General features: G+C 61.0%; 16 protein-coding genes. 12 read left to right on the top strand and 4 right to left on the bottom strand.

The window, feature by feature from the left end; all coding sequences use genetic code 11:
* Positions 1 to 225: 225 nt before the first annotated feature.
* From BLR20_RS19920 to BLR20_RS19910, 3 genes are all read left to right on the top strand, one after another.
* Positions 226 to 897, top strand: a complete 672-nt coding sequence (locus BLR20_RS19920) for a DNA-3-methyladenine glycosylase (RefSeq protein ID WP_054993267.1) — start codon at positions 226 to 228, stop codon at positions 895 to 897.
* Positions 898 to 900: 3 nt separating this feature from the next.
* The gene (locus BLR20_RS19915; protein WP_032615586.1) at positions 901 to 2217 is read left to right on the top strand and encodes a bifunctional DedA family/phosphatase PAP2 family protein; all 1317 of its coding nucleotides are present in this window, start codon (positions 901 to 903) and stop codon (positions 2215 to 2217) included.
* Positions 2218 to 2354: 137 nt separating this feature from the next.
* On the top strand, positions 2355 to 4388 hold the full coding sequence (locus tag BLR20_RS19910; protein WP_032615587.1) for a TadG family pilus assembly protein: 2034 nt from the start codon (positions 2355 to 2357) through the stop codon (positions 4386 to 4388).
* On the opposite strand, the gene BLR20_RS19905 is transcribed toward BLR20_RS19910, so the two are convergent.
* Together BLR20_RS19905 and BLR20_RS19900 are read right to left on the bottom strand one after the other, a co-directional pair.
* Positions 4385 to 7165 carry a PAS domain-containing sensor histidine kinase gene (locus BLR20_RS19905; protein WP_054993268.1) on the bottom strand — a complete coding sequence of 927 codons (2781 nt, stop codon included), beginning with the start codon at positions 7163 to 7165 and terminating at the stop codon, positions 4385 to 4387. The two genes, BLR20_RS19910 and BLR20_RS19905, sit on opposite strands and share 4 nt — an antisense overlap.
* A complete protein-coding gene (locus BLR20_RS19900) occupies positions 7155 to 7610 on the bottom strand; it encodes a TadE/TadG family type IV pilus assembly protein (RefSeq protein WP_025990794.1) in 456 nt (151 codons plus the stop codon). Before BLR20_RS19900 ends, BLR20_RS19905 begins: the two co-directional genes overlap by 11 nt.
* A 75-nt stretch (positions 7611 to 7685) precedes the next feature.
* Here BLR20_RS19900 and BLR20_RS19895 point away from each other — a divergent pair, with 75 nt between their 5' ends.
* The gene (locus tag BLR20_RS19895) at positions 7686 to 8156 is read left to right on the top strand and encodes an A24 family peptidase (protein WP_010427270.1); all 471 of its coding nucleotides are present in this window, start codon (positions 7686 to 7688) and stop codon (positions 8154 to 8156) included.
* Between the two features lie 164 nt (positions 8157 to 8320).
* Positions 8321 to 9115, top strand: a complete 795-nt coding sequence (locus BLR20_RS19890) for a response regulator transcription factor (protein WP_202907613.1) — start codon at positions 8321 to 8323, stop codon at positions 9113 to 9115.
* A 7-nt stretch (positions 9116 to 9122) separates the two neighbouring features.
* Here BLR20_RS19890 and BLR20_RS19885 read toward each other — a convergent pair whose 3' ends face one another.
* A complete protein-coding gene (locus BLR20_RS19885) occupies positions 9123 to 10778 on the bottom strand; it encodes a response regulator (RefSeq protein WP_054993269.1) in 1656 nt (551 codons plus the stop codon).
* A gap of 264 nt (positions 10779 to 11042) precedes the next feature.
* Between BLR20_RS19885 and BLR20_RS19880 the strand changes: the two genes are divergently transcribed.
* From BLR20_RS19880 to BLR20_RS19855, 6 genes are all read left to right on the top strand, one after another.
* A complete protein-coding gene (locus BLR20_RS19880) occupies positions 11043 to 12122 on the top strand; it encodes a DUF2333 family protein (protein WP_054993270.1) in 1080 nt (359 codons plus the stop codon).
* Positions 12122 to 12667: an NUDIX hydrolase gene (locus BLR20_RS19875; protein ID WP_054993271.1), complete on the top strand. Its 546-nt coding sequence runs from the start codon at positions 12122 to 12124 to the stop codon at positions 12665 to 12667. Before BLR20_RS19880 ends, BLR20_RS19875 begins: the two co-directional genes overlap by 1 nt.
* Before the next feature lie 188 nt (positions 12668 to 12855).
* Complete coding sequence (locus BLR20_RS19870; protein ID WP_003313912.1) at positions 12856 to 13227, top strand: translation initiation factor Sui1; 372 nt, start codon at positions 12856 to 12858, stop codon at positions 13225 to 13227.
* A gap of 88 nt (positions 13228 to 13315) precedes the next feature.
* Positions 13316 to 15229 carry an arginine decarboxylase gene (speA, locus tag BLR20_RS19865; RefSeq protein ID WP_010427280.1) on the top strand — a complete coding sequence of 638 codons (1914 nt, stop codon included), beginning with the start codon at positions 13316 to 13318 and terminating at the stop codon, positions 15227 to 15229.
* A gap of 398 nt (positions 15230 to 15627) precedes the next feature.
* The gene (locus BLR20_RS19860) at positions 15628 to 17064 is read left to right on the top strand and encodes a contractile injection system protein, VgrG/Pvc8 family (RefSeq protein ID WP_054993272.1); all 1437 of its coding nucleotides are present in this window, start codon (positions 15628 to 15630) and stop codon (positions 17062 to 17064) included.
* 80 nt (positions 17065 to 17144) lie between these two features.
* Positions 17145 to 18047 carry an alpha/beta hydrolase gene (locus BLR20_RS19855; protein ID WP_054993273.1) on the top strand — a complete coding sequence of 301 codons (903 nt, stop codon included), beginning with the start codon at positions 17145 to 17147 and terminating at the stop codon, positions 18045 to 18047.
* Here the strand turns inward: BLR20_RS19855 and BLR20_RS19850 are convergent.
* Entirely contained in the window at positions 18041 to 19381 is a 1341-nt protein-coding gene (locus BLR20_RS19850) for an MATE family efflux transporter (RefSeq protein ID WP_032615604.1), read from the bottom strand. The genes BLR20_RS19855 and BLR20_RS19850 overlap by 7 nt on opposite strands.
* Before the next feature lie 294 nt (positions 19382 to 19675).
* On the opposite strand from BLR20_RS19850, the gene BLR20_RS19845 reads away from it, so the two are divergent.
* Positions 19676 to 24622, top strand: coding sequence for an alpha-2-macroglobulin family protein (locus BLR20_RS19845; protein WP_054993274.1), 4947 nt, complete (start codon positions 19676 to 19678; stop codon positions 24620 to 24622).
* The last annotated feature ends 78 nt before the right edge of the window (positions 24623 to 24700 follow it).

Raw genomic sequence — 24700 nt, 5'->3', positions numbered from 1 at the left:
CGACAGCGCAGACAGGCGGATGGTCGATATCAGTGCGCAGATTTTTCGTCACCGTGGCAGGCGTTGCCGACGGCCATGCGCAGGCAGGCATCACGCATGGGCTTAACGGCTTGTCATGATTCGGTCACGTTCAGAAACAACAAAGCGCCTAATACAGACACATTCAGCTGCAATTAAAGTTGCGCTTGTTATTATCGGGCTCTTTCTCAATGTACCCGTCTGAATATGCCCACAGCCCTCCCCGACCACTTCTTTCATCGCGATGCCCAGTTGCTGGCGCGCGATCTGCTGGGCAAGGTGATCCGCCACAAGGTAGGCGACCTGTGGCTGGCCGCCCGGATCATCGAAACCGAAGCGTACTACTGCGCCGAAAAAGGCAGCCATGCCTCGCTGGGTTACACCGAGAAACGCAAGGCGCTGTTTCTCGACGGTGGCCACATCTATATGTACTACGCGCGTGGCGGCGATTCGTTGAATTTCAGCGCTGAGGGGCCAGGTAACGCCGTGCTGATCAAATCGGCGTTTCCCTGGACCGACGCGATCAGCGACGAAAACGCGCTGGCGCAGATGCAACTGAACAACCCCGACGCCAGCGGCGCGATGCGCCCTGCGCAGCGACTCTGCGCTGGCCAGACGTTGCTGTGCAAGGCGCTCGGCCTGAAAGTCCCGGTGTGGGACGCCAAGCGCTTCGACCCGCAGAGACTGCTGGTCGAGGATGTCGGCCAGACACCCGAACGTATTATCCAGACCACCCGCCTGGGTATCCCTGCCGGGCGCGATGAACACCTGATGTACCGCTTCGTGGATGCCGGTTACGCCCGATTCTGCACACGGAACCCTCTCAGACGTGGTCAGGTCGAAGGCCGCGACTACTTATTTCTCGATCAAGGAAACTGACCGATGGGCGATCTGCTCAATGGAATGACCGGCTGGCTGACCGCAAACCCTTCCTGGGTGGCTGTCGCGATCTTTTTGGTGGCCTTCATTGAATGCGTTGCGATCGTCGGGATCGTCGTGCCAGGCACGGTCATCATGTTTGCCATCGCCGCCTTGGCCGGCAGCGGCATACTGCCGTTGAGCGAAGTGCTGTTGCTGGGTTTTCTCGGCGGGCTGCTGGGTGACGCGGTGTCGTATTTCATAGGCCGGCGCTTTCATCAGAATATCCGTCAGTTGCCCGGCTTGCGCACGCACCCGGAGTGGATGGAAGGTGCGGAAAAATACTTTCACCGTTACGGCATTGCCAGCTTGCTGGTGGGCCGCTTCATCGGTCCGTTGCGCCCGATGCTGCCGATGATCGCCGGTATGTGCGACATGCCGCTGCCGCGCTTCGTGGCAGTCAGCGTGCTGGCGGCGGCAGGCTGGTCGATTGCCTACCTGATGCCGGGCTGGGCGGCAGGCGCGGCCATTCGCCTGCCACTGCCGGAAGGGTTCTGGCCCGAGGCGGCCGTGGTCGGCGGCGGGCTGGCCGTCCTGTTCGGGCTGAGCATCCAGAGCAGTATTCGCCAGAAACGCTACGCAACCCGACTGATTTCCGCGCTCAGCCTGATGTTGGTCGCGGCGCTGTTCTTCGGCTTCCCGTTGCTGGCCGACTTCGACAACGGCCTGATGACGCTCATCCAGGAACACCGTAGTGAAGCCACGCAGCACATCGTGGTCTTCGTCACCAGCATTGGCGATTTCAGGGCGCAGTTGCTGGCCGCCAGCCTGCTGATCATCGTGTTGGCGGTTGCCAGGCAATGGCGCCACGCAGCCTTTGCCCTGACCGCCACACTGGGCACCGCGATCGCTAACGGCATCCTGAAAACGTTTTTCGCCCGCGCTCGACCGGAGGTGCTGTTGGAACCGCTGACGACGTACAGCATGCCCAGCGGCCACAGCTCGGCAGCCTTTGCGCTGTTCATGACCCTGGCCGTACTGGCCGGACGCGGTCAGCCCGTGCGGCTGCGCCTGACCTGGATGCTGGTCGCCGGTATTCCGGCCCTGGCAATCGCCCTGTCGAGGGTTTACCTGGGTGTCCATTGGCCCACCGACATTCTCGCCGGCATGCTCCTGGCGTTCTGTGTCTGCGCCGCCAGCCTGGCGTTCATTCAACGCAATGTCCCCTTGCCGGCCATGTCGGTGCGCGTCTGGTGGCTAGTCGTGCCAGCCATGACGGCCTTGCTGGGCATCTTTGCCGTTCGTGCCCTGTCGCACGGGGTGCTGCGTTACCAGTATTGATCGACAGAAGCGATCGCGCCCGCACATCACGGGTGCGACACTTCTCAAATCTGGCACCTTGCCAGTGCTCTTTCAAGGCGTTGACTACACTCCCCAGGGACAAATGAGTGTACGACGGCGTGATCGAAGGAGTGTTGATGTCTCCACTGGATGGTTATACGGCGATGCCCTCCCGGCAACGCGGCGCGATCGGCCTGATGGCCGCGCTGACCATGGGCCTGGCGCTGCTGTGCACGCTGACCGTTATCGACAGCGGCAGGCTGTATCTGGAAAAACGCTCGTTGCAGCGGGTTGCGGACATTGCCGCTCTGGAAGCGGCGGGCCGTAGAGGCAAGTGCAGCGGCACGGCAGCCACGGCGCCCGATTTCGCCAATCAGAGCGCCACGCGCAACGGTTTCACCCCGAATACCGATGGGCGCACCCTGGTGACTCGCTGCGGAACACTCACCGTGGACGTCGCGGGGCCTCGCGTATTTGTCGCCGACTCGACGCAGGCGCTGGCTATTCAGGTGGTCGCGGCTCATCCGGTGCCGCGCAGCATTGCAGCCGGCATTGGCGCACTGTTCGAAAAGACGCCCTCCCCACCCAATGTGACGATCAGCGCCACCGCCGTGGCCGCCAGTGCCGCGCCGCTGGCGGCGCTGACCATCCGCAGTGCCGGAGTCACTGTGGACAGTACCGGCGCCGCGCTCCTCAACCCGGTGGTCGGCAGCCTGCTCGGCGGCACGCTGAACCTGAGTGTTGCCAACTGGCAAGGCATTGCAGACACCAACCTGAGCCTGCTGAGCTACCTGAACAGGCTGAAAACCGACCTCAGCATCACGGCGGTTGGCTACAACGATGTACTCAACACGTCGGTCTCGGTCAGTCAGCTGCTGCAGAGCGCAATCAATGTCATCAGCCCCAACGCAACGCTGGGCGGTACCGCCGCCATTCAGGGCCTGCAAGCCTTGAAGCTGGCCTCTGGAGCGACCACGGTGCTGCTGGGTGATCTGCTGTCAGTGCAGAGCGGCGCGGACCTCGCCGCGCTGAATACCAATCTGCGCCTGATGGATCTGGTGCAGGGCCTCGCGCAACTGGCCAACGAAAAGACCGGCATTCTGACCGCGACCCAGATCAATGTCGCCGGGCTGGCGCAGGTCACCACACGCATTCAGGTGATCGAGCCGCCTCAGCTGTCGGCGATCGGCGACCCGAGCAAGATCGACCCGCTCGACCCGCGAAACGGTGCCAACCGGATTTACGTGCGCACGGCACAAATGCGCGCGCTGGTGTCGATCAACTTGCCGGTGCTCGGTACGATAACCTCGCTGGCCAATACCGCAGGTTCAGTGATCGGCAGCCTCACGCCGATTCTCAACAGCGCATTGGGCCTGAACCTCGCCGGGCTGGGGACCTCGGCCACCTGTGCGCTGGGGCTCACCAGTTGCATGGTGACCGACTTCAAATTTCTGACCGACAGCTCGTCAAGCGCAGGTCCGAGGATCGACATGAGCCTGTCAATGGCCAGCGCCGACAGCTACGTCACCGGTTTTACCTGCACCAGCAACGCCAGCAAAACCCTCAACGTCAAGACCGACGCAGCGCTGCTCAGCGCCAAGATAGGCTCGATCGAGAGTCCATCTGCCTTCCCCGCCAGCACTGATCCGGCGGCCATCACCGCCCTGCCCCTGCCGATCATCGATATCGGCACCATGACCTGTCAGAAAATCGCCGGGCTGCTGGGTAACTGCACCGCCCGCAAGCCTTTCGGGGGTGGCGGTATCGGCCTTACCTTCGAAAACGTCAGCCAGTCGGCACTGGGCAGCTCGGCGGTAACCAGCACGACGTTCAGCTCGCCCAACCTGCCGGAAATCAACACCGCTCCGTTTTACCTGACACGCGTTGCACACACCAAACCGAGCACCTTGCTCAACGGCACGGCTTCAAGCGTAAAAGTGAATGTGTATAAACCGGCGACCAGTAATGTGCTGGGTAACGTCATCACCGGTGCGGCCGGCACGCTGAACAGCCTGACCCTGGCGCTGGATGCGATTGTCGACGACACCCTGACACGCTTGCTGACGTCGGTCGTCGACCCCTTGTTCGAATCGCTGGGCGTGAGCATGGGGGCCACCGACGTCGGCACCAACCTGAGCTGCAACCTGGGTCAGGCGACGCTGGTGATTTAGCTGCCGGTCTGATCGGCGTTGAAGATCGGCAGCTCGATCTGGAATCGAGCTCCCTCGCCGACGTTGGCGACACTGAGCTGGCCGCCCATCTGGTCGACGATGCCATAACTGACCGACAGGCCCAGCCCTGTGCCGACTCCCACCGGTTTGGTAGTGAAAAACGGCTCGAAAATGCGCTCCAGCAACCGCGGATCAATGCCCCCGCCATTGTCCTGAACCGCCAGGCGGATGATATTTTCATCGCGTTCGGCCTCCACACTGATCCACGGCTCGAAATCCCGGTCCTTTTCCCGGCGCGACAACAGTGCATCACGGGCGTTGACCATCAGGTTGATCAGCACCTGTTCAAGCTGATCGACATGGCCACGAACGCGCACAGCGTCGATCATCGCGCCGACCCGCAGCTGCACGCCCTTGCCCTTCATGCCTTCAGCCAGCATCGAGATTGTGCCTTCCACCGCCCGGGCCGGATCGAACAACTGCTCTTCTACTTCAGAGCGGCGACCGAATACCCGCATATGGTCGACTACCCGGGCAGCACGCTGCACCTGGGCGTCGATGCGATTGAGTTTTTCGGTGAGGTACTCGATGTCCACATCACCCCGGCCCAGACGCTTGAGAACGTTGACCACGGCCATGCGCATGACGTTGAGGGGCTGATTGATCTCGTGGGCCAGACCGGTGGACATCTCGCCAAGCGTTGCCATTTTCGCGCTCTGATTCAACTGCATGCGCGAGCGGCGCACATCGGTGTTGTCACGACCCACCGCCTGTACTTCGACCAACTTGCCGTGCTCGTCGAATACCCCTCGGTCGGCCCATATCCACCAGGCATACTCGCGCCCCGGCAGCTCGATACAGATTTCTTCAGTACTCACCGGTGCTTCCGGAGTCAGTTGGCCGATACGCTTGATGAACGCCTCGCGCTGCTCGTCCGACAGCCAGTCTCCCAGGTTGATCCCGGTCAGTTGCTCGGGCGTGCACTCCATATAGTTGGCCAGTGGACGGTTACCGAAACTCAACACCAGATCCGGCGTGTAACGGCAGATCATCGCCGGCGAATCTTCTACCAGAATGCGGTAACGCTCCTCGCTGCGTCGAATATGCTCGGCAGCCAGGGTGGCCTCGGTCACGTCCAGCCACAGCCCCACCGCCTCCACCGGCATGCCAAGGTCGTCACGCAGCAATCGCGCCTCATCCAGCAGCCAGTGATATTGGCCGTTCCTGTTGCGCAATCTGAAACGACGGCTGACGAAGCCTTCGCGCAGCAGTTGGCGGTTACGCTCGAACCAGATGTCGTGGTCTTCGGGATGGATGTATCCCGCCAGTTGCCCCTCCACACAATCGGCCAGCGTCCAGCCCAGCAAAGGCGTAAGGCTGTCACTGAAGAAGGTTGCCTCCAGATTGCCGTGATCGTAACGCTGCACGTAAATCACGGCTGGCGAACTGGCAATCAGGTTATCCAGCCGGGCATGGGCGGCGGCGGCCTCGGTTTCCTGATTCTTGATATCGCTGACGTCCAGCATGAACCCCAGCACACGCTGAACCTGACCACTGATCAATGCCTGACCCTGGATACGAAACCAGAGGGTTTCCTGGGCTGGATCGTTTTGCGCCAGGCGCACGCAGAGCAACAGCGGTGTGCCTTTGTCGCGCAACTGCGCGAGACGACTGGACAGTTCCTGTCGATCGGCGGGATGAATCAGCGCCAGCCAGTCCTGACGCGACAGGCTTTCGACCCGGTCGCCCAAGCGCAGACTGCGAGCCAGCTGCGGAGCCAGCAGAACCTCGTCACGATCAGGCACCAATTCCCACCACCCGGTGCCCAGCAGGTCCTGAAGCACCGCCAGGCGTTCGACATGGTGACGGTTGTGTTGCTCGGACAGGCGAAAAAGCACCGGTCCGGCCAGAGCGGAGCACAGGTTGAGCCACTCGCGCTCGCCAAGGTCCGGAGCCTGCTGCTGCGCATTATAAAACCCGAACATCAGCCAGGCCTTGGCAACGTTATCGCGACTGTGGGGAATCAGAAAACCGTCAGCGTTGCCGAAAACAGTTTGCAGCGCCCCCTCCTCGACACCGCCGCCAAACCTCAGTTGCTGCGTAGCGTCGACGTTGAATCGACCCAGTGCGCTGCCCAGTCGCTGCCCGACCTGCCACAACTCGGGCGCCGTATGGGCGCTGTACTGACAATAAACACGCCAGCCAACCCCACCGACTTCCGACAATACCAGCGCTACACAGGGGATGCGCCATAGCTGCGCGAGTTCCTCCAGCTGCTCGCTCACCACGGCAGTCAGGCGGTCCACGCTGCACCCACGCACACGCTCGGCCATCTGCCCGGCAAACCGCAGACACTGCTGGCGGCTGCGCGCGGCACTGGCTTCCTCCATCAGGTCGCTGATATCCAGCAATTGCAGGAGCCAGCCCTTGCCATGTGCCTGCACCCAGCCTCGGGCGTGCAAGGTATGCGCGTCGGAGCCCTTGAAGTCGAGGTCGAGCATGTGCCCCAGCCAGTCACGCGGCACACCTTCGATGACCAGTGCGCTGTTGGGCAGCAACAGGCTCATCAACCGCTGGGCAGCCGGGAGTGGCGCTGCGATGTCCAGGCGGGCGAGCAAGTGCGGGCTGATGCTTTGGATGCCACCCTGGTCATCCAGCAGCAGATAGAGGTCCGCACCGATCGGACCGGGCTCGCTCGATACAGGCAAAGGCTGCGGCACTTGTGTTGCTTCACCACGGCCCAGCCAACGGCTCAAACGATTCTTTTCAAGGGACAAGTTGCAGACTCGCTTGTGCCGTCAGGTTGCTCGGCAAACGCGGGACCTCGCCAATGCCAGGCAGGGTCAACAAGGGCAGGACCTGAGCGAGTCGGGTCTTGGGGTACTGAATGGTCACTGTCAGAATGCCTGCGCTATAGGTCACGCTGGTATGGCTGACATTGAACCCCAGCGCAGGGGGTATCCACGACAGCTGGTTCATGACCACACTCCGGGCCTGACTCTTCAACAGATCGTTATAACCAGTAACGGTCGGACTGAGGGCCACACTTCTGCGCACCGCTTCACTGGCAGCGGCATTGAATGACTGGACCATGAGCAAAGGCAGGCTATAACTCACCATGCCGTAGAACACCGCAAAGAAAATAACGAACACCGCTGAGAATTCAATAGCGGCAGCCCCCTGTTGACGGCGGGGCAAGGTAAGTTTCGGAACGGTTCTCATATCAACGTCTACCCTGACATTTATTACATCAACACAGCATAGATTCTTTCCCGATAACAGGATGTCTTCGGCGCGATGAAATTATTTTTCCTATTGATCTGGTTTGCAATTTGCGCCGAACAGGATGCGCGTTGCAAGCAGATTTCCAACGAACTGACACTCGGCGCAGCAGCCCTGGCCATGACCTACCTGGCGTTCACCGGTATGACCTGGCTCGGCTCACCTGCGCTGGAGGCCTTGTTGGCCGCAACCTTGGCCCTGGCGCTGACATTGCCCGGTTATGCACTCGGCAAGCTGGGTGCCGGAGACGTCAAACTGATGACGGCGTTGGCGCTGGCCTCGAACAGTGCGTATCTGTTGTGTACGTTTATTGGCGCCGGCGTTGCCATGGCGGTCTGGCTTATCGTCGGAAAGAGTGCCTGGCCTCAGGCACGGCAATGGGCCGCGCAACGCTACCGGTATATGAATCCCGCAGCGCCAGACAAACATCCCTTCTCACCTTTTCTATTCGCAGGTTTACTCCTGAGCACGGCACTGCTCCACTAGTCGAATAACGGCGCGGGAAAATTCTAATACTATGTACATAGTCAGAAAGTACGACTACGGTTAAGTCATGGCGATGAAGTACTGTCACCGATACCACACTGATCGAATACGCCAAGTCATGTTTTGCTGAATGGATCGGGGCGCCGTCGACGGCCCCTAACAGCATGGAGTTGCCTGTGGATAACTACCCGTTCACCAAAGTTCTGGTGGTCGATGACCAACCCCCTATTGTTGAAGAACTCTGCGAATTTCTGGAGAGCAGCGGCTATGAGTGTGTGCGTTGCTATTCGAGCCTTGAGGCCATTGAGCGTTTCAGCGCCGACAGCACCATCGGTATCGTGCTTTGCGATCTGGAAATGCCCGGCATGAACGGGATCGAGATGGTCGAAGCGATGAAGATGACTGGCGGCAAGACGCACCTGTTCGAGGCCATCATGCTGACCGGCCAGGCCGAGAAAAAAGACGTCATCAAGGCCCTTCGGGCCGGCATCGCCGATTACTACCAGAAGCCGGTTGATCTTGCAGAATTGCTCGAAGGTGTGCAGTTGCAAGTCCAGGCGCTGAACGAGCGGCAGAAAAACCGCCAGCAACTGGGCCTGCTCAACGAGAAGCTCCAGTTCCTGGCCGCCTCCATCGACGACCTTTATCAGAATCTGGACAGCGTACAGAACAGGCCTCAACCCGAGCGGAGAACGCGTGACAGTGCGGAACGCGAGGGGCAGATGCCGGTGGCACTGGCCAAGTTATCACCTCGCCAGCTGGACGTGGCGCGCCTGGTCAGCACCGGGCTGACCAATTACCAGATCGCCTGCGAACTGGGCATTACTGAAAACACTGTGAAGCTCTATGTGTCGCAAGTGCTGCGCCTGACTCACATGCATAACCGCACACAACTGGCACTTGCTTTTTCACCGGGCAAATCGGCGGAGCTGCAAAGACTGATCGAAAGTCAGGGCTGAACAGGAATCAGGCTTCGATCTCGTTCAACACAACGTGATAAGGCACATCGTCCAGCACCGAATGCACTCGATTGCGGCCCGCGTGTTTGGCGCGGTACAACGCTGTATCCGCTTGGGAGGCGAGGCTCAGGCTGTCGTCATTGGCGCCGAGAGAAACCACCCCGGCACTGAAGGTGCAGAACAGATCGGCGGGCTGCGCCGGGTAATGGATCTCAGCAAAACGATGGCGGATGTCATCCAGCACCTTGTGGGCGCTCTGGATGTCGGTGTCCGGCATGACGATGGCAAATTCCTCACCGCCGTAACGACCGATGAAATCGGTCTTGCGCAGGCGCTGCTTGAGAAACAGCGCCAGGCTCTTGATGACACGGTCCCCCATCGGGTGACCGTGGCTGTCGTTGACCCTCTTGAAGTGGTCGATATCGAGCATGGCAAAGCACAGCGGCTTACCTTCACGTCGCGAACGAAAGCTGCAATCTTCCAGCAATTGCAAGATATGCGTGTGATTGTAAAGCCCGGTCAGGCTGTCGCGGACCATGCGGGCCTTGAGGTTACGAGCCCTGGCAGCACGGTTGCGCACGGTGGTGATCAAATGACGGGGTTTGATCGGCTTGGTCAGGAAGTCGTCGCCGCCCTCGCTCATGGCATCGAGCTGCTTGTCCTGATCGTCTTCGGCCGACAGATAAATGATCGGCACGCTGACATAACGGTCGTTATGGCGGATGACCTTGGCCAGCTCCGTGCCGGTACAACCCGGCATGTACATGTCGAGAATGATCAGGTCGGGCTGAAACTCGGCCAGTTCGGACATCGCCTGAATCGGGTCGAGCAACACCCGCGTAACGATTCCGGCAGCGTTCAGAACACGCTCCGTGTGCAGCGCCTGCGCGCGGGAGTCGTCGATGATCAGCACTTTATAGGGCTCGTATTGAGCCACGCAGGTCAGGACTTCGATTTTTTCCAGCAGACTCGACGCTTCCAGAGCGCCGGTCAGAAACTCTTCGCCACCGGCCCTGACTGCGGCCAGACGCGTGGGCGTATCGGTTTCATTGAGGCTGAAAAACAACAGCGGCAGCTTCTGTTCCAGCCCTTCCTGTGCTTGGGAGGCCAGTTCAAGCCCCTTGCCGGACCCGCTGAAATCGACATCCATGACAATCGCTGCCGGGTGCCGCTGTGCCATCGCCCGCTGAAACTCGGCGACATGATGCAGCGACAGCGCCGCCAGCCCGAAAAATTCCAGTTGCTTGGCCAGACGCTCGGCACGCTCGTGGTCCTGAAGCGCCACATAGACGGGCTTGCGCAACGGTGGCAGCGCGGTTTGCTCAAAACGATCGCCGTGCCGCAGCCCGGTTCGGGAAAGGCGCTGCATCAGGCGATTGAGATCAGTGATGACACGGCTGTTGAGACGACCGCGATTGGCTTCAACCGCGTCGAGCGCCTCGCTGATCTCCTGAGCAAGAGCGCTGTGTTCAGCCTGCTCGAAGCGCTCGGCAAAGCGCGAAAGACGCTGCGTGGACTCCTTGAGCTCGGCCATATCGACGACCGACCATTCGGCCTTCTGCAGACGCTGCCACGTCTCCAGAATCTGGCGTGCCTGGTGAATGACCCGTTGGGCAAAGTGATGCTTCAGGCGATCTCGGCTAGGGTCTTCGGGCTCGGTCATATTCAGACTACTGTGGTTTTGCTGAGCGATACGGCTGATGGCGCTATGCTAGCACCTCCGTTACAACAGAACAGTGTCGTAAGTCACTTATTTGACAACAATTTGATGGCGCATAGCCAGTATGCAAAATCAATCGACGCATAGACTGCGCCTATGATCGTTACAGTTCAAATCTCAAGATAATGTCTGTCAGCCGCACCTTGAGGTAAGGTTGCGGTCGAACGCCTCGTGAAGCATTCAACTCAAGATCGAAAGGACCCTACCATGCTGGATTGGAAGAACCGCGCAGGCAGCGCGGGTGCGCGCACCGCAGACACTTCATCGACCAAACGCCGCGGTTACCTGGGTAACCTGTTCTATAGTCGCGCGCTGGGCGCCCTGATCTTGATCTACCTGCTGGTGGCCTTGTTGGTCGGCTGGTACTGGAGCAAGGAGCCTGCCCTGTTCCCGGTACAACAGAATGCGCAAGCCGCCGCCGAGCGCGAAGGCAAGCAGATAGTCATCGGCTACACGACGGTTGAAACCCTCAAGACCGTGGCGGGCACGTTGCTTAACAAGCCCGGTGGATACCTGTCCAACGACCGCATGCCGCCGGGCCTGTGGCTGGACAACATCCCGAGCTGGGAATACGGCGTGCTGGTTCAAGTGCGTGACCTGAGTCGTGCACTGCGCAAGGACTTCGCCCGTTCCCAGTCGCAATCGGCTGAAGATGGCGATCTGGCACGTGCCGAGCCATTGTTCAACTTCAACAATCGCAGCTGGATCCTGCCTTCCAGCGAGTCGCAGTACGCCGAGGGGATCAACTCCTTGAGCCGCTACCAGGCACGCCTGTCCGATCCAAACCAGAAGAGCGCACTGTTTTATGCCCGCGCCGACAACCTGAACAACTGGCTGGGCGATGTCGGCACCCGCCTGGGTTCGCTGTCGCAACGCCTGTCAGCCAGCGTTGGCCGGGTCAAGCTCAACAGCACACTGAAAACCGAAGCCGCTGTCTCGGTCAAGCCCGGTGAAGTGCCGCAGGTAGATGAGGAAATCGTCGAAACGCCATGGCTGGAAATCGACAATGTATTCTACGAAGCGCGCGGTCAGGCCTGGGCGCTGTCGCACCTGCTGCGCGCCATCGAGGTCGATTTTGCCGATGTACTGGCGAAAAAGAACGCTACGGTCAGCGTGCGCCAGATCATTCGTGAGCTGGAAGCCTCGCAAGAGCCAATGTGGAGCCCGATGATTCTCAACGGCAGCCCGTTCGGCGTGTTCGCCAACCACTCGCTGGTCATGGCCAACTACATCTCGCGTGCCAACGCCGCAGTCATTGACCTGCGCCAGTTGCTGAATCAGGGCTGATGTCCATACCTGCCAACGAGGCCGCGCACCGCGCCGCCTCGGATGCCGAGCAGATCGCCTGGGTCGACGAACAGGATCGCCTGCTCGGCTCACTGGTCCGCGCCGACTTGCGTGAACGCGGGCTGATCGGACGCGGCACTTATATTCTGCTGTTCAACAGCCAGGGTGAGCTGTGCGTGCACCGACGCACATTAAGCAAGGCGATCTATCCCGGCTACTGGGATGTAGCCGCAGGCGGAATGGTCCAGGCGGATGAAAGCTATGCAGCGTCTGCCGCGCGCGAGCTGGAAGAAGAGCTTGGGGTCAGTGGCGTACCGCTGCAGGCCCACGAGCAGTTTTTCTTCGATCAGCCGGGCAACCGGCTCTGGTGCGCAGTGTTTTCAGCCGTATGGGACGGACCTTTGAAACTGCAACCTGAAGAGGTACTGGAGGCACGCTTCATGCCCATTGCCGAAGTTCTGCAACAGGCTGAGCATAATCCCTGGTGCCCAGACTCCCTGGCGGCGCTGAAACGCTACCTCAAACAGATAGAGAACGACCAGTAAGCGAGTGTTCAGAAATTGGCGCATCCAGCCCCTTAGCAATCGGCCGGTTTGCCGTTACACTGCGCGACCTTTTCAAACTGGACCGGCCCTGCCGTTTCAGTAGCGCTGCCCCTGCCAGAGTGGGGCTTCGCGGTCGATGGCTCGTAGGAGCACGACCCATCTTCAGTCCTCAACAAGAGGATGTTTGCGTGGCTAAAAAAGCCGCTTCTCTCGCCGCCCTGGGTGGCCTGGTATTTTCAACCGACGCCGGGCGCCACTGCCCCGATTGTCGTCAACCCGTTGCCGAGTGCACCTGCAAACAGACGGCCATCCCCGAGGGGGACGGCATTGCTCGCGTACGTCGTGAAAGCAAGGGCCGTGGCGGCAAGACAGTCACTACCATCAGCGGCGTCCCGTTGGCCGAAGAGCCGCTCAAAGAGCTGGCCAAGGCCCTCAAGCAACGCTGCGGCACAGGGGGATCGCTCAAGGAGGGCGTGATCGAGATTCAGGGCGATCACGTAGAACTGCTGTTGGCAGAGCTGATCAAAAAAGGCTTCAAGGCTAAAAAGTCCGGCGGCTGAACCCGCGAATCAAATCGTCATTTCCACTCATTACAATGCGCCCAGCTGGCTACTGGCTGGCGCTACGACTTCTTTATAGGGGACTTCGATGTCCGTACGACGCACACGCAAAGACGATGGCAGCCAATGGACCGTTGCGGACAGCCGCAGCGTTTATGGCATTCGCCATTGGGGCGCGGGTTATTTTGCAATCAACGAAGCGGGACGCGTTGAAGTCCGTCCCAACGGGCCCGACAGCTCGCCCATCGACCTTTACGAGCAGGTCGACAACCTGCGCAAGAGCGGCCTGTCGCTGCCGTTGCTGGTGCGCTTCCCCGATATCCTGCAAGACCGCGTGCGCCAGCTGACCGGCGCATTCGACAGCAACATCGCCCGCCTGGAATACCAGAGCAAGTACACCGCGCTGTACCCGATCAAGGTCAACCAGCAGGAAGCGGTGGTGGAAAACATCATCGCCACGCAGAACGTCTCCATCGGCCTGGAAGCGGGCTCCAAGCCTGAGCTGATGGCCGTACTGGCATTGGCGCCCAAAGGCGGCACCATCGTCTGCAACGGTTACAAGGACCGTGAGTTCATCCGTCTGGCGCTGATGGGCCAGAAGCTGGGTCACAACGTGTTCATCGTCATCGAGAAAGAGTCCGAAGTCGAACTGGTGATCGAAGAAGCCGCGGAGCTGAAGGTCGCCCCCCAGGTAGGCTTGCGCGTTCGCCTGTCCTCCCTGGCATCGAGCAAATGGGCGGATACCGGCGGCGAGAAATCCAAGTTCGGCCTGTCGGCTGCGCAATTGCTGTCGGTGGTCGAGCGTTTCCGCAAGGCCGGCCTGGATCAGGGTATCCGCCTGCTGCACTTCCACATGGGCTCGCAGATCGCCAACCTGGCCGACTATCAGCACGGTTTCAAGGAAGCGATCCGTTACTACGGTGAACTGCGCAAGCTTGGCCTGCCGGTGGATTACATCGATGTCGGTGGTGGTCTGGGGGTCGATTACGACGGTACGCACTCGCGCAACGCCAGCTCGATCAACTATGACATGGACGACTACGCAGGCGTCGTGGTCGGCATGCTCAAGGAATTCTGCGACGCGCAAAGCCTGCCGCACCCGCATATCTTCTCGGAAAGCGGCCGCTCGCTGACGGCCCACCACGCCATGCTGGTGGTTCAGGTGACCGACGTCGAAAAACACAACGACGAAGTCCCGGAAATCGCCGACAAGGCCAGCCTGCCGGAAACCGTGCAATGGCTGGTCGACCTGCTGGGTCCGACCGACATCGAGATGGTCACCGAAACCTACTGGCGCGCCACGCACTACATGAGCGACATCGCGGCCCAGTACGCCGATGGCAAGATCAGCCTGGCGGAAAAGGCACTCGGCGAGCAATGCTACTTCGCCGTCTGCCGCCGCCTGTATAACTCGCTGAAAGCCCGTCAACGCTCCCATCGTCAGGTGCTGGACGAGCTCAACGACAAGCTGGCCGACAAGTACATCTGCAACTTCTCGGTGTTCCAGAGCCTGCCGGACACCTGGGCCATCGGCCAGGTGCTGCCGATTCTGCCCCTGCACCGCCTGAACGAAGAACCGGTGCGCCGCGCCGTGCTTCAGGACTTGACCTGCGATTCGGACGGCAAGATCAAGCAGTACGTCGATGAGCAGAGCATCGAGACCAGCATGCCGGTGCATTCGCTGAACGAAGGCGAAGACTATCTGCTGGGGATCTTCCTGGTGGGTGCCTACCAGGAAATTCTCGGCGACATGCACAACCTGTTCGGTGATACCGACTCGGTGAACATCTACCAGAACCCGGACGGCAGCGTTTACCACGCCGGCATCGAAACCCACGACACCATCGAAGACATGCTGCGCTACGTGCACCTGTCGCCGGAAGAACTGATGACCCATTACCGGGACAAGGTCGCCAGCGCCAAGATCACCCCACGCGAGCGCACCTACTTCCTTGATGCCTTGCGCCTGGGGCTGACCCGCTCGTCGTACCTGTCGTCCTGATCCTTGCGCGGAGCCAAATCTGACTGCTTATCGTGCCAATGCTCCGCGTTGGCATGCAGTTAGTGACGCTCTGCGTCGCAAATCTTCAGTCTGGCGAGACAGCGCGTAAATGAAGCTCAGGCTTTAATTGCGCCCGCATCTCGTACAGCTTGAATCAGGCGTCAACGCTGCAATGTGTGACGCAGAGCGTCACGAACGGCATTCCCAAGCGGAGCGTGAGGAACGATAGGTGTCCTTAGCCATCGCTCCCGTGCTCCGCTCTCATGCAGCCCACCCCACTCAATGTAATCCCCCACCAACACCTGTTGTAGGCAACGTCCTGTTCTACCTGCAGACCTCTACCCTGCACGACTTCTGCGCGAGAATCCGCGGTCGCATTCCCGGTAGAGAAACCCTCCATGCCCGACCCCGCCAGCGCGCCGTTCCTTCATCTGGAGATTGCCCGCCTGCAGCGCCGTTTCAACGTCATATCGTTCAGCGCAACCGAAGCGATCAGCCAGCCGTATGCCATCGAGCTGGAAATCCTCGGCGACGGCTTCGATCTGGACCTCACTCACCTGATGTACAAACCTGCCTGGCTGGGCCTCGGTAGCGAGCCAGGATTTCAAGGGCAGAATTCTCAAGGGCAAGGCTTCCACGGTCAGATTCACGGCGCGACCCGCACGCACTACCACCCCGGCCCGGCCTGCTACACGCTGCTGATGGGACCTCGACTGGCCTGCCTCGGGCTGCGCCACCACTCACGTATTTTTCAGCACATGACCGCACCCCGGATCATCGCCCAGGTGCTGGAAGAACATGGGTTGAAGAACTGCGTCCGCTTTGACCTGCAAACAGAATGCATCGAGCGCGAAAACTGCGTGCAGTACCAGGAATCCGACCTGCAACTGGTCCAGCGGCTGTGCGCGGAAGAAGGCATTCACTACCATTTCGTCCACTCGATCCGCCGCCACGAGCTGGTATTTGGCGCCAACCTGCACGGCTTTGCACGCAGCCCCGTCGCACACTGGCGTCAGTTTGCACGGCAGCCTGGCGTCACGCGGTTTGCTGTCACCGACCCTGAAGTGGCCCTCCCGGGCAGCCGGGCGGGCCAATGCGCGACGGGGCAAAGCACCCTGCCGTTCGTGACCTGCGGGCAACTGCTGCCGCTGGCCGGCCATCCCCGGAAGGACTGGAACCACATGTGGCTGATCACCGACGTCCGACACCGCTTTGACGTCGCCAAAGGAGACGAGCGTGCATCGGACCGCTACTCGAACCTGTTCGAGGCTGTCCCCTGGGAAACCGGATTCAGAACACCTGCCCCGGCACCGCGCCCCGCCATTGCGTCACTGCAGCGTGGCTGGATCATCGGTAGTGACGGCGAACCGGCAAGGACCGATGCGGCAGGCCGGGTGCACGTTCGTCTGGAATGGGAGTGGCAACGCCCGGAGAGTCCTGACGCTGGCTGTTGGCTGCACTTGGCTGCGGGGCTGGACTTCGAATGTCGGGGTGGCATGTCAGTGGTGGTGAGCTTTAGCGAAGACGACAAACACCCGCCGCAGATCGCCGGCTGCCTGGCAGCGCTGGCAGACGACGGCGACCACAGGAGTGATCACGCACCTGCCGATAACGTTGAGATGCACCTCGACTGGCAGGCGATAACCGGTCCGGACCGGCAACTGCAACTGGCGGACGGGACCCGGGTAGACCTTGCTGAAGGCAGCACACTGACCGTCGATGCCGGGGCGAGCATGGTACAGATCGACGACAGTGGTATCACACTAAGCAGCCCACGTATCAGCTTTGCCAGCAAAGTGGATGGCTCACCGAGTGATCCGCACGTCCTTGAATGACGTAGCAGCAACTGTGCGGCACTGGGGCGAAGCGTGACGGTCTCAGGCATATCCGACTCACCTTCCAGAGCCCTCTCTCTATGATCCGAGTGATTTTCCTGACACTGATGACCGGTGCCGTACTGGCAGCCCTGTCTGGTTGCTCGCCTTTGAAGCTGCTCAATACGTTGAACCCCAGCGGCCCTGTCGATCATGTCTACAACCTGGCCTACGGGCCGGACCCACGCAATACGCTGGATGTCTACACACCCAAGGCGAAACCGGCCAAGGCACCGGTGGTGGTATTTTTCTATGGCGGCAGCTGGAACAGCGGCTCGAAAGCCGATTATGCGTTCGTCGGCGAAGCGCTCGCCGCGCGAGGCATGGTGGTGGTTATCGCCGACTACAGGCTGTATCCGCAGGTACGTTACCCAAGCTTTCTGGAAGATTCGGCCAAGGCGCTGGCCTGGGCGCACAAGCATGCAAACACCTACGGTGGCGACCCGGGCCGTCTGTACGTGATGGGCCACAGTGCAGGTGCCTACAACGCCGCAATGCTCGCGCTCGACTCGCGCTGGCTGGCTCGCGAAGGCTTGTCGCCCTCCATCCTCAGCGGCTGGATCGGCCTGGCCGGGCCTTACGACTTCCTGCCCATCGAGAACCCGGACGTGAAGCCGGTGTTCTTCTTCCCGAATTCACCGCCGGATTCGCAACCCATCAACCACGTTACGTCCGACGCACCACCGGCATTGCTGATGGCCTCGCACACCGACTCGCTGGTCAACCCCAAGCGCAACACAGGCGGCCTGGCCAGGGCGTTGCGTGAAGCCGGCGTGCCGGTGCGCGACCTGTATTTCTCACGCACCAACCACGGCACGCTGGTCGGCGCATTCGCCAGATTGCTGAGCGGTCTGGCACCCGTGGTCGACGAGGTGGACATGTTCGTCAAACACACGCCGCAAACGCTGTCTGAAAAGAACAAGACCGGGTCGAAGCCTCAGTGAGCGAACCAACCGTCACTGCGCGTCAACCGCCAGGCAATGAAACCGAGGCTCAGGCCGCGCAGCAGGGTAAAGGCCAAAAACGTCAGCCATAAAGCGTGATTGCCGTGGCTGGAAGCCAGATAGGCCAACGGCGCGATGCCCGCTGCGCTGAGCAGCATCGCGTTACGCATTTCTCGCGCACGGGTAGCGCCGATGAACAGGCCGTCCAGCAAGTAGCTCCAGACGGCCACCAATGGCATCAGCGCCAGATACGGCAGATAGGTCATCGCAGTGGCGCGCACTTCCGGGATATCGGTCTGCAGGCTGACGAAGCCATGCCCAGCCACCAGAAAAAACAGCGCAAACGCTACGCTGGCAATCAGTGACCAGCCGCCAGCGACTACCAGTGAGCGTCGCAAGGTATCCCGGTCCCGCGCGCCGATGGCATGGCCGCACAGCGCCTCGACCGCATGCGCCAGCCCATCCAGAGCATGAGCAGTCAACAGCAGGCCGTTGAGCAGCAAGGCATTGGCGGCAACCGTCGCGTCCCCCAGGCGAGCGCCCTGCACCGTGATCAGGAACATCACCGATTGCAGCGCCAGCGTGCGCAGAAAGATGTCTCGATTGACTGCCAGCAAGGGCCGCCAGTTGCTCCATAGCCGCAAGGCCGACCAGACGATCCGGCCTGGCCAGGCGCGCAATGTATTGCGTGCCAGCAGCAGACCGAGCACCACACCAGTCCACTCCGCGAGTACCGAAGCTCGCGCCGAACCGACCACACCCCAGTCCAGCCCCATGACGAACCACAGATTGAGCACGATGTTGACGGCATTGGTCACCAGCAGAATCGCCAGTGGCGCCCGAGCGTTCTGCGCGCCCAGAAACCAGCCGACCAGCGCGTAACTGGCCAGCGCCGCAGGCAGGCCGAACAGTCGGGTATGGAAGAAATCCAGGGTCATTTGCTGCAGATCGGCAGACGGCTGCATCATCGTCAGCGCCAGATGGCTGAACGGCAAGGCGATAACACCCAGCAATAACGCCAGCCCGACGGCCAGCAGCAGCCCCTGCAGCAGAATCCGGCGCAACGCAGCGCTGTCACTGCGCCCTGCCGCCTGCGCGGCAAACCCGGTGGTGCCCATGCGCAAAAAGCCCATGGCCCAGGCGAGGAAGGTATATAGCGTCGCACCCACCGCCACGGCGCCCAGCTGATGTGCGTGGGGCAAATGACCGATCACAGCACTGTCGACCAACGCCACCAGCGGCACGGAAATATTCGACAGAATCATCGGCGTCGCCAGCGCCCAGACACGACGATGGGTTGAGCGATGACGCCAGTCAGTGAGCAACGTAGACATGAGAACTCCCGGCAAGGCGGGCATTGTAGCCAGATCAAACGCGGGGTGTCCCAGCGTTTCGATACGTCCGGGGGGCGCTACTCATGCCTCGAAAGCTGCAGCGTTATCGTTCCACACGCTCCAGCCTGGGAATGCATTTCGTGACGCTCTGCGCCACCCGCTGAATGCCAACGCGCAATGGCACGATAGTCAGTCCGTTCGATATGTGACCTTACTGTTCAATCTGACAGTAATACTTGTCATCACGACTGTTATATAGTCGCACCCTCTCTACCGTTGCCGATGAGTGCCCCCATGTTAAACAAAGGATTGTTTCTGGCCTGCGCGCTTGCGCTGCTGAGCGCCTGTGATTCTTCTTCCACGGATAAACCTGCGCCCGCCGCGGCATCCACGACCCAGGCAACGGTTACCGATACAAAGCCCAAACCCGCTGTCGACCTCGCCGCGCTGAGCAAGCGCTACGCAGGCCGCGAACTGACGGTCATCGACGTGTCGGAAATCCAGGTCGACGGCGCAAGCACCCTGTCGGTGAGCTTCTCTGCCCCGCTCGACCCTGAGCAGAAATTCGACGAAAAACTTCATCTGGTGGACAGCAAGAACGGCAAGGTCGACGGCGCCTGGGAACTGTCGGACAACCTCATGGAATTGCGCCTGCGCCATCTGGAGCCGCAGCGCAAACTGGTCCTGACCGTCGATGCCGGGCTGCTGGCCGTCAACAAGGCCAAACTTGCGGCCGAATACATCAGCCGCCTGGAAACCCGCGACCTGCAGGCCTCTGTCGGTTTTGCCAGCCGCGGCAGCCTGCTGCCGACCCGTCTGGCCGAGGGCTTGCCGGTGATCGCGCTGAACGTCGACAAGGTGGATGTCGAGTTCTTCCGGATCAAACCCGATTCGATGCCGAACTTCCTCGCCCAGTGGGACGGCGCGTCCAGCCTGTCCAGTTACAGCTCCGAAGAACTGCTGCCCATGGCCGATCTGGTCTACAGCGGCCGCTTCGACCTCAAGCCCGCGCGCAATACCCGTGAAACCCTGCTGCTGCCGATTGCCGGTATCAAACCCCTGCAACAGCCAGGGGTTTATCTGGCGGTGATGCGCGCCTCGGGCACCTACAGCTACTCGCAGCCGGCCACCCTGTTGACGCTCAGTGACATCGGCCTGTCGGTGCACCGTTACAGCAACCGTCTGGATGTCTTCACTCAAGCGCTCGAGGGTGGCAAGGCCTTGAGTGATGTCAGCGTCGATGTGTATGACGACAACGGCAAGGTCGTAGCCCAGGCCAAGACCGACAGCGACGGCCACGCGCAACTGCCATTGCCCGCCAAGGCTGCCGTAGTACTGGCGCACAAAGACGAACAGACCAGCATGCTGCGCCTCAACAGCTCGGCGCTGGACCTGGCCGAGTTCGATATCTCCGGCCCGCAGGCTCACCCGCTGCAGTTCTTTATCTTTGGCCCACGCGACCTGTATCGTCCCGGCGAAACCGTGCTGCTCAACGGCCTGCTGCGCGACAGCGACGGCAACAGCGTCAAGCCGCAGCCCATCACCGTCGAAGTGCGCCGTCCCGATGATCAGGTCAGCCGCAAATTCGTCTGGGAAGCCGACAGCAACGGGTTCTACCAGTATCAATTGCCGCTTGCCGATGAAGCGCCCACCGGACGCTGGCAACTGGTGTTCGACTTGGGCGACGGTAAGCCGCAACTCTACGAGTTCAAGGTCGAGGACTTCCTGCCCGAGCGTCTGGCTCTGGAGCTCAAGGGCAGCGACACGCCGGTGGCGCCTGCTGACAACCCGCAATTCGATATCACCGGCCGTTACCTGTATGGCGCCCCCGCTTCGGGCAATACGCTGACCGGTCAGGTCTATGTCCGTCCACTGCGCGAGGCGGTGCCGAAGCTGCCGGGTTATCAGTTCGGTTCGATCATCGAAGAAGACCTCAAGCATGATCTGGAGCTTGAGCCCGTCACCCTCGATGCCGAAGGTCATTCCACGATCACCGTGCAGAGCGCATGGGCGCAGGCCAAATCGCCACTGCAACTGATTCTGCAAGCAAGCCTGCAAGAGTCCGGCGGGCGTCCGATCACCCGTCGTCTGGTGCAGCCCATCTGGCCTGCCGAGCACCTGCCCGGCGTGCGCGCACTGTTCGGCAGCAGCACAAGCAGTGACGACTACGACGACGAGGCCAAGGGCGAGGCGCAGACCAACGGCGACGGCCCGGCCGATTTTGAAATCGTCATGGCGGACGCGGCGGGCAACAAGCTGGCCGCTGACAACGTGAAAGTCCGGCTGGTCCGCGAGCGCCGCGATTACTACTGGAACTACTCGGCCAGTGATGGCTGGAGTTACCACTTCAACGAGAAATTCCTCAACCTGAACGAAGAAACCGTCAGCATCACCAAGGACGCCACCGCCAAGGTCAGCTTCCCGGTCGAATGGGGTCCTTACCGTGTCGAGGTCGAAGATCCGTCCACCGGGATGGTCAGCAGCCTGCGCTTCTGGGCCGGTTATCGCTGGCAGGACAACACTGACGGCGGCGCAGTCAGGCCCGATCAGGTCAAGCTGGCGCTGGACAAACCAGCCTACAACGATGGCGACACCGCGAAAGTTACTGTCACCCCGCCGGCTGCGGGCAAGGGTTATCTGCTCATCGAGTCCAGTGAAGGCCCGCTGTGGTGGCAGGAAATCGACGTGCCTGCCGAAGGCAAATCGTATGACATCCCGCTGGACAAAAAATGGGCGCGCCACGACCTGTACGTCACCGCTCTGGTGATACGCCCCGGTGAACGCAAGGCCAATGTCACACCCAAGCGCGCCGTGGGCGTGCTGCACCTGCCGCTGGACCGGGCGCAGCGCAAGCTGGCGCTGACGGTCACTGCACCGGAGAAAATGCGCCCCAGACAGCCACTGACTCTTAAGGTCGCCGCCAAAAATGCTGACGGCAGCGTACCCAAGCAGGTCCATGTGCTGGTGTCGGCGGTGGACGTCGGCATCCTCAACATCACGAGTTACGCAACGCCCGATCCGTTTGCCAGCCTGTTTGGCCGCAAGCAGTACGGAGCAGACCAACTGGACATCTACGGTCAGCTGATCGAAGCCGGCCAGGGGCGCCTGGCAAGCATGGCGTTCGGTGGCGATGCGCTGGCAAAGGGCGGTAAACGTCCGGACACCAGCGTCACCATCGTGGCGTTGCAAAGTGCGCCGGTGACGCTCAATGACGCCGGTGAAGGTGAGGTCAGCGTCGATATACCGGACTTCAACGGCGAGCTGCGAATCATGGCCCAAGCCTGGACCGACGACCGCTACGGCATGGCCGAGGCGAAAACCGTAGTTGCCGCGCCAATCATCGCCGAACTGTCGACGCCGCGCTTTCTCGCGGGCGGCGATCAGACCAGCGTGGCGCTGGACGTCTCCAACCTGTCGGGCAAGGCACAGAAGCTGGACGTGAACATCAGCGCTGAGGGCCAGTTGAGCATCCAGGGCGGCGACCAGCGCAAGCCCCTGCAACTCAAGGAGGGCCAGCGTGTCACCCTGAAAGTTCCGGTACTGGCGCAAGGCGGCCTTGGTCAGGGCAAGATCAAGGTGCGGGTCGAAGGTCTGGACCTGCCGGGCGAAAACCTGCCGGCCTTCACCCGCGAATGGACCATCGGTGTGCGCCCTGCCTACCCGGCGATGCTCAAGCATTACCGCGCCACCCTCAATGAGCAGGCCTGGAGCCTGCCGGAAGGCGCGCTGGAAGCGTTCGAACCGGCCGGTCGTGAGGCACTGCTGTCATTGTCGAGCCGTCCGCCCTTGAACCTTGGCGAACAGATTCGCGCACTGAAAGCCTACCCTTACGGCTGTCTGGAACAGACCGCCAGCGGCCTGTACCCGTCGCTGTATGCCGATGCCGCAACCCTCAAGCGCCTGGGCCTGACCGGCGAAACGGATGCCGAACGCAAGCGCAAGGTCGAGATCGGCATCGAGCGGCTGCTGGGCATGCAACGTTACAACGGCAGTTTTGGCCTGTGGGGCTCGGACAGCGACGAGGAATACTGGCTGACGGCATATGTCACCGACTTCCTGCTGCGCGCTCGCGATCAGGGCTTTGCCGTGCCCCCGGATGCGCTGAAGAAAGCCAGCGAACGCCTGCTGCGGTATTTGCAGGATGCCGGTCAGATTCAGGTCAATTACAGCCAGAACGCCGAACATACGCGCTTCGCCGTGCAAGCCTATGCCGGGCTGGTGCTGTCGCGCAGTCAGCAGGCCCCGCTCGCGGCCTTGCGCAGCCTGTTCGACCGACGCAGTGATGCGCGCTCCGGCCTGCCGCTGGTGCAACTGGCAGTCGCGCTGGAGAAAATGGGCGACAAACCCCGCGCCGACCAGGCCCTGATGGCGGGTCTGGCGGTCAGCCGCAAGAATGAATGGCTGGCTGACTACGGCAGCTCGCTGCGTGATCAGGCGTTGATACTGGCATTGCTGGAAGAAAACGACCTCGCCAAAGACAAGCTTGATGAGCGCCTGTTCGCCTTGGCGGATGAGGTGGCGGCCAATCGTTACCTGTCCACGCAGGAAAGCAACTCACTGTTCATGGCTGGCCGTAACCTGCTGGGCAAACCAGAAAAGGACTGGACCGCCAGCATCGCCAGTGGCACTGAAACCCGCGAGCTGAGCAACAGACAGCCGGGCCTCAAGCTGGACGGTTCGCTGCTGGCCTCGCCGCTTTCGGTGCACAACCAGAGCAGCGAAGTGCTCTACCAGCAACTGACCGTCTCCGGTTATCCAACCCAGGCGCCTGCTGCGGGTGGCGAGAACCTGAGCATTCGCCGCGAGTACCTGAACCTGAACGGCGCGCCACTGAACATCGGCGCGTTGAAAACCGGGCAACTGGTGCTGGTGCACCTGGAGATCGGTGCCAAACAGCGCGTGCCGGATGCACTGGTGGTGGACCTGCTGCCTGCGGGCCTGGAGCTGGAAAATCAGAACCTGGCGCAGAGCGCGGCGAGTCTGGAAGACGCCAGCGAGGAGGTAAAAACCATCCGCGAGTCGATGGAAAACGCCGGGATCAAGCATCAGGAATATCGGGGCGACCGTTATGTGGCCGCGCTGGACATCGAGGGCAGCAGCACCGTGCATCTGCTCTACCTGGCGCGAGCCGTCACCCCGGGCACCTACCGCGTCCCGCCACCGCAGGTCGAATCCATGTACCGCCCGAACTGGCAAGCCTTGGGCGAAGCGCCTGCGCAGATGGTGGTGAAGGGGAAATGATCGATTACTGACTGGAATGCGTGACAGTGAGGGCACGCTTGCTCGCAAACGGACCGACACACCACAGCTCCAGTAGGA

The organism is Pseudomonas congelans, assembly GCF_900103225.1.
GTDB classification, from domain to species: domain Bacteria; phylum Pseudomonadota; class Gammaproteobacteria; order Pseudomonadales; family Pseudomonadaceae; genus Aquipseudomonas; species Aquipseudomonas congelans.
This window is presented reverse-complemented; position numbering and strand designations above follow the sequence as displayed.